Here is a 12,946-nt window from a genome sequence, read left to right on the forward strand (position 1 = left end):
GGAAAATACCTGGCATTTTTTTTAATTTTTGTTGTGAGAAGTTGCGAGACTTTGAGCTAGTAAATAAAATCATTTCCTTTAAACCTGTTCGAAAGTAAAGAGACTTCAGAGAGTAGATAATATAAACATCACTTATGATTTTTCCATAAAAAATGCCCCTAAAAAGGTCTGGCTTTTTGGGGCATTCTATTGTAAGGATATTCTATTATGGAGCTTTTACTTGCTCTATCTTTATATATATTTTAGAAAGGTTGGGTTGGGCACTACCTGAAGTAGGTGCACCTACCATAATGGTTGCGGTATAAGCGGTTTTTGAAGAAGGATTACTGTCTATCCAGGTATATCTTCTATGCTCGGGTCCGCCACCGGCTCCGTCTATAATTCCTATGTTCCCCCAGTAAGCCGTTCCTATTGGCCCTGTGCTCTGAGGAACCCAAGTCGTTGATGAATCTGCCATACCACCCCATACTCCTGAAGTAATATTGTTTGTTGTTACGGCTGAACCAATATAACCACCATATTCGGTATTATAGTTCCAATACAGATTAACGGTAGAACCTGTATTATTAAACAATTGCACATTAGGAACTGCAGTGGTTGTACCACTTGTCGTATCAAATATTACCCTGATCGAATACTTACCATCCGGAGTAGCAAGAGGTAGAGTGTAGGCTTGTTTCCCGTTGGAATCGGTTGTTAGGGTTGGATATCCCATCACAGCAAGAGATGAAATGTCTGCACGACTTGTATTTCCCACTGTAGCAGTACAGTTTTGTGCTGCTGTTAAGAAAGGAACTGTAGTGCTGTTCATAGGAATACTCATATCATTAGCAGTGGTAGGAGTACCAGTCACAGAGAATACCAATTCGCCATCACCAAACTCCAGAGTTCCGGGTCTTAGTTGAAAGGTTAATCCGTTCACAGTAAAAGGAGCTCCTGAATTATACGAACCTCCGTTTCCTTGATTATAGGTAATTCTTAAGTTTCCATTGTAAGGAACACCGGGAGTATAAGTAGAAGGATTTAAGTAAGCTGTATTACACTGTAACGCGGTAATAGCCGAAGCAATGGTATTTGTTGTTGGTGTAATTCTTTGCCATACATTTCCATCAAAATAATAATAGCCGATAGCAGTAACGTTAATACGTTGTCCTGTAGCATCACCACCGGTAACATCCGTAATATAAATTAATGCTCCTCTCTGATCGCTGCCATAGGAAGCAGTATTTGCGGTAAGCTCGGCTCTTGTAAGTCTCGGAGCCTGTAATCCGTATGTTTGTGTGTTATCCGTAATTACTCCAGAATTATCTCTTTTAGCAGATACATCCATCGTTGTTTTTGGTAAAGATGTATTGATGCCTACTTGGGCAAGCGAGAACCCAGAAATCAGAATAGCACTGAGGTGTGTAAATTTTGTTTTCATGTTAGGTGTTATTTTGGGTAAGTCAAATATAGCTTTTTTTTATGAAAAAATAAAAAAAATTACCTTTATGATAAAAAAAAACAATTAATTCATAAGGTTCTATTGAAATATGAGATTTTGAGCGGGTTTGTAATGTTTTTAATTTCAGTATCCTTTTTTTGATTAAAGCTCTTATATCAACTTTTGCTCACCTAAGAAGTTTAAAATAACCCCCGCATAAGTTCACATAAAAGGAAAATCAAAAATTTTCATAAAAATTAGTGCTTTTATCTACGCAATGCTTGTCGTTTAAAAATACTAAAATGTTTAAAAACTTTTGTGACTTTTGGCTATGTGGACCCTTCGGTTTGTGGTTTAATAAAATATTTAAACAGATTTAACATAATCGGGCACGGTCAGGTATATAATGTCATAATTTTTTCTATATTTAGAAGTACATTAGTATATACAATGCCAATACACCCAATACCTCCGGATGGAGGCATGTTATATAAAGAAACAGATATGACTCAGTTTTTCCCTGAGCCATTAAATGCAATAACTGCTCTGTTGTTTTTAGCCATAGCTATTTTTTGGACCGTTAAAATGAAGGGGAATTTTAAAGAATATCCTTTTTTAACCTATTGCCTGATTTTATTATATATAGGTGCCATTGGAGGAACTGTTTATCATTCATTCAGACAATGGCCGGTATTTATCATGATGGATTGGATGCCCATTATGTTGCTGTGCTTGTCTGCCGGATTTTATTTTTTAGCTCAGAGCATCAGATGGTACTATGCTGTTGTAATGGTTCTTGTATATCTGATACTTATGTTTGTGTTGAGAAATTGGATTTTAATAGATAATACAGCTCTCTTTATCAATGTAAATTATGCCATCATGGCTTCATTTGTGCTTTTTTCGGTATTAAGTTATTTGATATATACTCAATGGAAAGCTGGCAAATGGGTAGGCTTTGCTTTATTATCTTTTGTTCTTGCGCTTACTTTCCGGATCATTGATAAATGGGATTGGGCGAGTTTCGGAACACATTTTTTATGGCATACATTTGGGGCGGTAGCAACATTTTGTATGTTTAATTATATCTATCTTACGCGGAATATAATGAGAAACCATAAGTGGTTTTTATTTTCATTGAACTCCTTATTCATATATGAAATCTGTTTAAGCTTAACCACAAAAGTCACAAAAGTTTTTATTTTTTTAACACTTTAGTCCACTTAAGAAGTTTAAAATGCCCCTGTATAAGTTCCAGTACACTTAAGATGAAAATCAAAGATTTTCGTGAAACTTTAGTGCACCTATCTGCACAATTCTTGTTACTTAAAAATACTAAAGTGTTTAAAAAGCTTTTGTGGCTTTTGACTGCGTCGAACCTTCGATTTGTGGTTTAATAAAAAAATAAACAGTTTTTCTATGAAATTCACAGTTTACTTCTTTTACTGTTGAAAGAAAGATGATTTACTTATATTTGCTCTGCAAAGTAAAATTAAATGTTCAAAAAAGTAAGCACTGTATGTATCCTTGGATTGTATACGGTTTTTTGTTCGGCCCAGCAGGTCCGGCCCTCCAAATCATCTGAAATTTACCGCGAAATCAAAACCCTTAAACAGCTGCCTAAAGTTTTATACCTTGCGGCTCATCCCGATGATGAAAATACGGGATTGCTGTCATGGCTAATCAACGATCAAAATGTAGAAACGGGTTATTTGTCTTTAACCAGAGGGGATGGCGGTCAGAATTTATTAGGTACAGAGCAGGGTGCTGCGTTGGGTTTAATCAGAACGCATGAACTTTTAGAGGCAAGAAAGCTAGACGGTGCCCAACAGTTTTTTACCCGTGCGATTGATTTCGGATTCTCTAAAAACACTACAGATACTTTTAAACAATGGAATATAGATAATATTACAGCAGATGTAGTCTGGGTAATCCGTAAATTCCGTCCGGATGTTATCATTTGTCGTTTTCCTCCTACTGCAGCAGCAGGTCATGGACAGCATGCCGCTTCGGCGGTGGTTGCAGAAAAAGCTTTTAAGCTGGCGGGCGATAAAACAGCTTTTCCGGATCAATTAAAATATGTTAATACATGGCAGCCAAAACGCGTATTGTGGAATACTTTCCGCTTTGGTGGAGTCAATACAACCGATGAAAATCAACTGAAAGTTACCGTTGGGCAATATGATGCACAATTGGGAATGGGGTACGGAGAATTAGCAGGATTAAGCAGAAGTTTGCATAAAAGTCAGGGTGCAGGAACACAGTCTGTAGCCGGTATCAGAACTGAATATTTTGCCCATGTTGCTGGTGAGCCCGCAAAAACAACACTTTTTGATGGAGTAATGAAGACTTGGACTTCACAAGGAAACGCTGATATTGACCAGTCATTAGATAAAATTATTTCTGCTTTTAATTTCAATAATCCTGACCAGAGTTTGCCAGCTTTGCTTGCTTTGAGAAAAAAGGTCATGACACTAAAAGATGCAGATCTTAAAACGGATAAAATTAAATCTCTTGACCATATTATTTTAAGCTGTGCCGGGTTTATGGGTGAGGTGGTTACCAATCAGGCTGAAGCGGTTGCCGGAGATCATTATAATTTCAGGTTAAATCTGATTTCAAGAGCTTCAAATCCTGTTGTTTTAGAAAATGTTAAATGGTTAAGTCAATCCGAAAGCTTCAACAGAAAACTATCCAAAGATTCTTTGATTACCATTCAGCATGACATTCAGATTCCTGCGGATGCAGCACTTACAGAACCTTACTGGTTGGCAAAACCTCCTGTAAATGCAGCAACTTTCTCTGTTCCAAATGATACTTTAGTCGGTTTGCCAGAGGCAGAATCACCATTGAATGTTTTGCTGGATTTAAAAATCGGTTCAGAAGATTTTCAGGTTAAACTTCCTTTATCTTTCAAGAAATTAGACCCGGTGCGTGGTGATGTAGTTGAAGCCTTGCGCATTGTTCCTGCATTGGAACTGAAATTTACACAACCACTTTATGTAGCCAAAGAAAATGAAGATTTACATTTGAGTTTAAATGTTAAGGTTAACTCTAATAAGCCGTACAATAAAGGTATTCTCAACCTGATGTATAACGGAGAACGATTAGGGGAAACTACTATAAATTCGGTTAAGGGGAAAGACTTTACCGTTGACTATATGATTCCAAAAACTAAGCTTGCCACAATCAATTCATCCCGTTTGCCATTGGATGCGAATTTTGTTGCAGATGGAGTCACTTATAATAAAAAGCAACTATTAATTCAGTATCCGCATTTACCTTCCTTACAATATTTTGCGCCTGCCACTGCCACCGTAATGAAAGGCGATATTCAGGCGAAGGTTAAAAAAGTTGGGTATGTAGAAGGTGCGGGCGATTTCATTCCCGATTTCCTCCGCATCGCAGGTATTCAGGTAGATGTTTTGAAAGACGAAGATTTTTATGGAAACATAGGTGAATCTACTGGAACCGGCAGTCAAAACAAATTATCACAATATGATGCTATTGTATTGGGTGTTCGTGCAAACAACACAGAGAAAAAACTGGGGCGCTGGATGCCTTTCTTATGGTCTTATGTAAAAGCCGGAGGTAATCTGGTGATGCAGTATAACACGAACCAGGATACAACCGTTGATCAATTGGGAATGTACAATTTCAGTGTAGCCAATAAGCGTGTTACCGAAGAAAATGCTGCGGTTACATTTTTAAATCCCAATCATAAATTACTGAACTTTCCGAACAAAATTACTGCGGATGATTTTAAAGGCTGGGTACAGGAGCGTGGAGCCTATTTCCCTGCTCAATGGGATGCAGCGTATGAACCGCTTTTTGAAATGCACGATACAGATGAAGAGCCATTGAAAGGATCAACTTTATATGCCCAATATGGAAAGGGTAATTTTATTTACACCCCATTGGCGTTCTTCAGACAGCTTCCTGCGGGAAATGTGGGTGCGGCACGTTTATTTTTTAACTTTTTATCTGCACAAAAAAACTGATGAGCAAACAACTTAAAAATTGGAATATCTGGTACATACTATTAGCCGTTGCATTGGTATTGCAGATCGCATTTTATTATTGGTTTACTAAATTCTGGGCATGAGTACTATAGATTGGACAGTTCTTATTGTTACACTTGTTGCAGTGGTGGTGTACGGCGTATTCATCGGTCGTGGCCAAAAAAGCAACGAATCCTACCTGAAAGCAGATAATAAAATGCCCTGGTATATTGTGCTGATAGGGATTATGGCTACACAGGCAAGTGCCATTACATTTTTGTCAGCGCCGGGTCAGGCTTATACAGACGGGATGCGTTTCGTTCAGTATTACTTTGGGTTACCTTTGGCGATGATTGTGATTTGTATCACTTTCATTCCGATTTTTCAGCGCTTAAATGTTTATACGGCTTATGAATATTTAGAAAACCGTTTTGATAAAAAAACAAGGGTACTTACTTCACTGCTTTTTCTTTTTTCCAGAGGTTTATCAACGGGAATCAGTATTTACGCTCCGAGTATTATCTTATCAAGCGTTTTAAACTGGAATATTTATTTAACCAATGTCCTGACAGGTGGTATTCTGTTGATTTATACCTATGTTGGGGGAGCAAAAGCGATTGCACACACTCAAAAGTTACAGTTTCTCATTATTCTGGGAACCATGGCTTTTGCAGGGTATTTACTTATCCAGAATATGCCGAATGGAATCGGTTTTAACGATGCGCTGTATCTGGCAGGAAAATCCGGAAAGCTTAATGTAATTACCACAGAATTCGATTGGAAAGATAAATACAATATTTGGAGCGGGCTGATCGGTGGCTTTTTTCTGGCGCTTTCTTACTTCGGTACAGACCAGAGTCAGGTGGGAAGGTATATTACAGCAAAAGACAATACCAATGCAAAAATGGGTCTGCTGTTGAACGGGTTGGTTAAAATTCCGATGCAATTTGCTATTCTCCTGATCGGTGCCTTACTTTTTGCTTTCTTTTCTCTAAAACCTGCTCCTATTTACTTTAACGAACGTTCTTATCAGTATTTAAAGGAAACAAAACCTGAACAGGCTGCGGCTTTTGAAAAAGAACATCAGGATTTACAGATAAAATTTAATGCAGAATCGAAAGAAATTTTAAAATTGAAAGAGAATAATTCTCCCCAACTTAATAAAACAATTCAGGATTTTAAAAATACACAAACCGAGGTAAAAGCATTGCACGGAAGGGTGGAGGAAGCGATCAATAGTTCAAACTATAATGCAGAAAAAACGGATACGAATTACATTTTCCTGTATTTCGTGAAAAATACCCTGCCTGTAGGAATGATCGGTTTGCTGTTTGCCGTCATTTTCCTGGCCAGCTGGGGTTCCATTTCGGCAGCATTGAATTCCCTTGCCGCCTGCTCATTAAAAGATGTTCATCTGATATTTAAAAAAGATATTCCTGATGATGCAACAGAGTTGAAGTATAGTCGCCTGCACACTTTAGCCTGGGGTATTTTCTCAATCGGTGTAGCTATGTTTGCCACTCAAATGGGCTCCCTTATTGAAGCTGTGAATGTATTAGGTTCTCTTTTCTACGGTCCGATATTGGGGATTTTTCTGGTTGCATTTTACTATAAAAAAATCACCGGTTCCAATGTATTTATTGCTGCAATTTTATCAGAAATTGTGGTTATTGCCATTTACCAGTTTGATATCGTTTCTTTCCTTTGGCTTAATGTAATCGGTGCTGCAGCGGTTATTGTATTTTCAGCAATCGGATTGCTATTTTATAAGCAAAAAGTAGTAAATTCGTAAGCGAATAATGACAAAAACAAATAAATAAATATAATATGAAAGCAATAATTAAATCTGCTACCGTCCTTGTTGCGACAATGACAATCTCCATGAATGCCTTTGCACAGGATACTAAAAAACCTGCCAGCCCTCCGGCTACTGCAACCGGAAAAATTAAAGATGCAACCATTACCATTGCCTATAGCAGCCCTTCTGTTAAAGGGCGTACCATCTGGGGTGGTTTAGAAGCTTATGATAAAGTTTGGCGTGCAGGTGCCAATGAAGCAACAACTTTCGAAACGGATAAAGACATTACCGTTCAAGGTAAAAAACTGGCTGCAGGTAAATACAGCTTTTTCTTAATTCCTAAAGCATCCGGAACCTGGACTGCGATTTTTAATAAAGAACCAAAGCAATGGGGTGCTTATAAATATGAACAAGCTAAAGATGCTCTACGTGTTGATGTGAAAACAAAAGCTTTACCGGTAACACAGGAAACTTTAGTGTATAAAATAAATAATAATGGTTTCACAATGGATTGGGATAAAATCTCAGTTCCTGTAGAGATCAAATAAATGTAAATATAACAAGTTAAAATCCCGGTTAATCCGGGATTTTTTGTGTAAAATTTTGATTTGAAAATTTTACTTCTTTATTTCATTTTAGTTAAAATGTTGATTATTAATTTATTATGTAATGTAGTGTGTCTCGTTTCATCAGTAAGGTTAAATGATTTTTGATTGATGTTTTTAACGATAAGGAAATTGCCATTATAGAATCAATTTGATTGAGAACGCTATTCTTTGAATTTATATTTGTGGATATTTTTCCACAAGCTGATCAATATATTTCCACAACATTCATAAATTCTTACATCAATCTTAGAATATCTTTACTACCGTAATAACAATATCAATTAAGATATATAAAAGAATAATGAATGGTTAAAATTTATACAAAATTATTTTTTGCAGTGTTAGCTTTAAGTCCGGCTATTGTTTTTTCTCAGGCAGGGAATGTTGGTGTTAATACTGCTAATCCAGGTTCCACTATGGATATCTCCGGATCATTAGCCGCAAATTATAATGCTGTCAATACAAACTCTTATAATTTGACCTCAACAGACTTTCACGTCTCTTATAATGGAAGTTCCGATGCCGTTTTTAATCTTCCTTCTGCAATAAGTGGGATTGGAAACTATAAAGGACGGATCTATAGGATTAAAAATAATACAAATTTTAGCATTACAGTAAATTCTGCAGTTCCAGAGACCATTAATGGAAGCCCTAGTGTTCTTGTACCGGCCAACCAAAGTGTAGAATTAGTTAATACCGGGCTTACAGGAGCTGTTTCGTCTTGGGAGATACTTTCAAAAGGAACTTCTTCTACAGGAGATTATATTATTGTAAAGCCTAATGCTATTCAAACGATATCTACCGGATCAGATGTTACATTCGGGTCTGTAATTGCAGTTAATAACATTACTTATAATGCAGGTGTTTTTAATTTGAAAGCCGGTAAAACATATGTGCTCCGTTGTCAGTTGCATGCTACAGAATTCTCATTGGCTGGAGGCTTCTTTGTCTATGAATGGGTGGATGCTTCAAATAATTCTGTTCTTCCTTCCAGTACCTCTGGTGTTGTTGATGCAATCAATAATTATCCTGCAACTTCAATAGGCGGTCAACCAGAAGCTTATGCTATTTACAGGCCTACAGTTGATGCTTCCGTAAAGGTAAGGCTAGGAGGAGCAGGAACCGCTCAGCTGAATCCTCAAATAGGATTTATGACCGTAACAGAACTTGCAGGAGGTAATGGAAATGGCGGAACAACAATTATTAATAACAATATTACCGCGAGCAATGGTCTTACTTTATCAGGTACAGATGTAAAGCTGGGAGGAACTCTTTCACAAGCTACTAATATTGTAATGGCGGGAAATAATTTAAGTATTAATGGTGCCGGGAAAGTCCTGATGGGTACCAATACAGTACCGTCAGGTGCATCTAATGCAAAAGTAATAATTGATAATGGCACTACCAATGGAGCTCTTCAGATTAAAGACGGTACTCAGCAGTTAGGTTATGTACTGACAAGTGATGCCAATGGTTTAGCAACATGGTCGTCCACAGTTACTACAGCATTTGCTAATAATTGGACACCATATACCGGAACATTGGTAAATCCTTATACAGGAGGAACCGGGGGAGCCGGATTGAATACAGGGATTCAGGTCACTATTCCGGCGAAGGGCTGGTATTTTTTTAGATGTGGAGTCGCCATTAATTCTGACTGTAATGATTACTTTTTCTATATTAACGGTATTGGTGATGTCTGGAGAAGCTACTGTGGATCAAACACTGCTGCATTCATGTTTCCCAGAGATCAGAACCGTGTATTGTATTTTGCTACACCAGGAACCTATACTGTTTTAGCTGGTAAAACAAATGGAGTAGTACCGGCCTCATTCAATGCTGGAAATCCTTCTTTTTATCTCGATTTTGTAAAATTCCAAAACTAATATAGCAACCTTTTTACTGGAATAATAAGATTCAGCAATTCTAATAAAACAGATTACAATACTGCAAGGAATAAATCCTTGCAGTATTGTTTTGTATGATTGCTTTATTAAGCCTCAATAAACTCCAAAAGGTCTTTGTTAATTGTTTCGTGCTCCGTAGTAGGCATTCCGTGAGGGAAACCTGGGTATGTAATCAGTTCACTTGGATTTTCAAAGCTGTATTTTTTTGCAGAATTTTTTTTGAGTAAATAGTAGGTATCAATACCTTTATCTACATCGTTGAGCGATTCCTTTCTTATAGCTCGATAAATAGATCTTTTAGGAATACCACTTGCGTAGTTAATCAGATGACGTATGGTTACTTTCTCCGACCATTTGGGCAATCCTAAATTAAATTTGGGAATCGGGTCATCAAGATTAAGAAGACCACGCTCCACCAAAATCATGATGGAAACCGCATCAAACTCCTTTGCAATAGAGCCTGGATTAAATATTGATTTGTTATTTAATTCCGTTTGTTTCGTTTCATCGGTAAAACCAAATGATTTTTTGTAAATAATGGTATTGTTTTTAACAACAAGAACATTTCCGTTGAATAAGCCTCTTTCATAAGCCTTTGTCATCACGGAATCAATTTTACCGGCATAAGCGGAACCTTTTTCTGTTTTCAAATGTCTGGTGCCGCAGCTAAATACAATCAATAAGGTTAAAAAGGAGCTGGTATTTCTTGCTCTAGTAAGTGTTTTCATGAGTGTTTGTTATTATTTTTTTAGTTTAAGCTCTAATCTTTGTCAAGGTTCCAAACCTTGACAAAGATTATGAAATAGGTAGCTTTTTGGATTTGATTCTATGGTGAATATTGATGTTTTTGTAATATATCAGTCAAGGTCTATTTCATTTAATATAGCTGCAATTTAATATTTAAATAGGAAAGCTTTAAAATGGAACAAGAGCAAAAGTTGTGGGGCTTAGAATATTTAATTTTTAAATTTTACGCAAAGGATTTCTATTATCCGGTGTTGTATTTTAGGAAGCAAAGAGCTGAATCAATTGTATTGATTCTTTCTAAGCGTACGCCTATCTACATCGCTTCATCAGCGACTTTTGTCGCTTTCTTAGCTCTCTTATCAATAATGAATTGAATCTTGTCTTTGCGTTGAAATTAAATTTCAATATAAAGCTTAGAGACGTGAAAGATAGAACATTTTTCCTCTTTAGATTAACCAAACTTTTTGCTTAGTCCACAACTTTTGGAACTGATCTTTAATATTTAAATAGGAAAGCTTTAAAATTTATTAAGAGTTGAAATATGGTAATAAAAAAACGGCAAATATCTATGATATTTGCCGTTTTGTGAGCTCGACAGGATTCAAACCTGTAACCTTCTGAGCCGTAATCAGATGCGCTATTCAGTTGCGCCACGAGCCCGTTTGTTATCTTGTTGTTTAACGGTTGCAAATATACCACTTTTTTCCGTTCTTTGAAGAATGAAACAGAAAATTTTACTTTTATTTACGGTATTTTCGCTAATTGCCTGTAAAAGAGAATCAAAAATTTCGTCCTCAGACTGGACAAATATCTCAAAACGTACCCAATACAAGGAACAAGAAGGAAACTTGGAGTTGAAATCGGGAAATTTCACCTACAATTTCAACAAAAATCAAACTCCTTTTAAAAAAATCATCTTGCTTAATGCAAGTATGGCAGGGTATATTTCAGAGCTTGGTGCAGAAAATCTGATCATCGGAGTGTCGAGTCCGGAATATATTTATTCGGAAAAAATCCAGAACCTATTGAAAGAAGGAAAAATTCAAAATGTAGGAAGCGAGCAGAAGTACGATGTTGAAAAAATTATTTCCCTGAAACCCGATGCGATTTTTACCAATCATATTGCAAGTTTTGATAACACCTATGAACTGTTGAAAAATAACGGAATCCAAGTAGTGTTTTTAGATGAATATATGGAACAGCAACCGTTGGAAAAAACAGCATATATCAGGCTTTTTGGAGAACTTTTAGGAAAAGAAAAAGAAGCGGGAGAGAAATATCTGGAAATTGAGAAAAGCTATAATGAATTGAAACAATTAGCTTCAACAGCAAAAGAAAAACCGGTTGTTTTAGCTAATGAAATGTATGGTGATGTGTGGTATCTTCCGGGAGGAAATACTTCTGTAGCCCATTATATTGCTGATGCCAATGCTTCTTATATCATGAAAGATAATAAAGATGAAAAAGCTTTAACCATGAGTTTTGAGGAAGTATATGCAAAAGCAGGCGGAGTCCAATATTGGGTTAATGCAGGAAGTCACACTTCTAAAAAGGAAATGTTGAAAATGAATGGCTTCTATGGAAAGCTTGACGTATTCAATAAAGGAAAAATTTATACGATGACCGGTAAAGAAAGACAGAAAGCGAATGATTTCTTTGAAAGCGGTGCCGTAAGATCCGATCTGATTCTTAAAGATTACATTAAAATTTTTCACCCTGAATTGCTGCCTAATTATCAACTGACTTATATGAAAGAGTTGCAGTAACTCGGACTATTGCTTATTTTTGCCTTTCCTTTTTATAAAGTTATGTGGAAAAAAATTAAACAACTGATTTTCATTATTCTTGCTCTAAATGTAATTTTTATTATTTGGGGAAGATTCTTTAATCCGCCTATTACCATCACCCAGATAGGAGGACTTTTTGAATATGGAAAATTACATAGAGACTATATTTCCTATGATGAAATGGGTAATAATGTAAAAAAAGCTGTAATTGCTTCTGAAGATCAGAAATTTTTCGACCATAACGGCTTCGATTATACGGCGATTGAAAAAGCGATGAAGCATAACGAACAGGGAAAGAAAATAAGAGGAGGAAGTACCATTTCTCAGCAGACGGCAAAAAATGTCTTTCTTTGGCAAGGCCGAAGCTGGATCAGAAAAGGGCTGGAAGCCGTTTATACTTTCATTATCGAGAAAGTATGGGGAAAAGATATCATTCTTGAACGATACCTGAATTCTATCGAAATGGGGCAGGGAGTATTTGGTGTGGAAGCTGCCGCTCAATATTATTTTGGAAAATCATCCAAAGATTTAAGTGCCTCAGATGCAGCTTGGATTGCCGCTGTATTGCCTAATCCAAAGAAGTACGACCCTAAAAATCCATCCCCTTATTTGAGGAAGAAACACAATTGGATTATGAGACAGATGAGGAATGTGAGTTTGAAATAGTATCTTTGT

9 protein-coding genes and 1 tRNA gene are annotated in these 12,946 nt (G+C 36.6%); 7 read left to right on the forward strand and 3 right to left on the reverse strand.

Annotated elements, in window-relative coordinates:
- Window positions 1-205 precede the first annotated feature (205 nt).
- Complete coding sequence (locus CW752_RS12115) at window positions 206-1,423, reverse strand: hypothetical protein (RefSeq protein WP_101239971.1); 1,218 nt, start codon at window positions 1,421-1,423, stop codon at window positions 206-208.
- 450 nt (window positions 1,424-1,873) lie between these two features.
- Here CW752_RS12115 and CW752_RS12120 point away from each other — a divergent pair, with 450 nt between their 5' ends.
- The 5 genes from CW752_RS12120 to CW752_RS12140 all read left to right on the forward strand — a co-directional run bounded on the left by CW752_RS12120 (window position 1,874) and on the right by CW752_RS12140 (window position 9,716).
- On the forward strand, window positions 1,874-2,641 hold the full coding sequence (locus tag CW752_RS12120) for a hypothetical protein (RefSeq protein ID WP_228401737.1): 768 nt from the start codon (window positions 1,874-1,876) through the stop codon (window positions 2,639-2,641).
- Between the two features lie 278 nt (window positions 2,642-2,919).
- Complete coding sequence (locus CW752_RS12125) at window positions 2,920-5,424, forward strand: PIG-L family deacetylase (protein ID WP_101239972.1); 2,505 nt, start codon at window positions 2,920-2,922, stop codon at window positions 5,422-5,424.
- 100 nt (window positions 5,425-5,524) lie between these two features.
- Window positions 5,525-7,216, forward strand: coding sequence for a sodium:solute symporter (locus tag CW752_RS12130; RefSeq protein ID WP_101239973.1), 1,692 nt, complete (start codon window positions 5,525-5,527; stop codon window positions 7,214-7,216).
- A 35-nt stretch (window positions 7,217-7,251) separates the two neighbouring features.
- The gene (locus CW752_RS12135; protein WP_101239974.1) at window positions 7,252-7,770 is read left to right on the forward strand and encodes a DUF2911 domain-containing protein; all 519 of its coding nucleotides are present in this window, start codon (window positions 7,252-7,254) and stop codon (window positions 7,768-7,770) included.
- Window positions 7,771-8,135: 365 nt separating this feature from the next.
- A complete protein-coding gene (locus CW752_RS12140; RefSeq protein WP_101239975.1) occupies window positions 8,136-9,716 on the forward strand; it encodes a hypothetical protein in 1,581 nt (526 codons plus the stop codon).
- Window positions 9,717-9,823: 107 nt separating this feature from the next.
- On the opposite strand, the gene CW752_RS12145 is transcribed toward CW752_RS12140, so the two are convergent.
- On the reverse strand, window positions 9,824-10,465 hold the full coding sequence (locus tag CW752_RS12145; protein WP_101239976.1) for a serine hydrolase domain-containing protein: 642 nt from the start codon (window positions 10,463-10,465) through the stop codon (window positions 9,824-9,826).
- Between the two features lie 605 nt (window positions 10,466-11,070).
- Window positions 11,071-11,144 (reverse strand) — tRNA-Arg (locus CW752_RS12155).
- Window positions 11,145-11,203: 59 nt separating this feature from the next.
- Here CW752_RS12155 and CW752_RS12160 point away from each other — a divergent pair.
- Both CW752_RS12160 and mtgA read left to right on the forward strand, forming a co-directional pair.
- Entirely contained in the window at window positions 11,204-12,250 is a 1,047-nt protein-coding gene (locus tag CW752_RS12160; RefSeq protein WP_185117624.1) for an ABC transporter substrate-binding protein, read from the forward strand.
- A gap of 42 nt (window positions 12,251-12,292) precedes the next feature.
- Complete coding sequence (gene mtgA / locus CW752_RS12165; protein WP_101239978.1) at window positions 12,293-12,937, forward strand: monofunctional biosynthetic peptidoglycan transglycosylase; 645 nt, start codon at window positions 12,293-12,295, stop codon at window positions 12,935-12,937.
- Window positions 12,938-12,946: the final 9 nt, after the last annotated feature.

It is taken from the genome of Chryseobacterium sp. PMSZPI, assembly GCF_002835665.1.
In the GTDB taxonomy this organism is placed as follows: domain Bacteria; phylum Bacteroidota; class Bacteroidia; order Flavobacteriales; family Weeksellaceae; genus Chryseobacterium.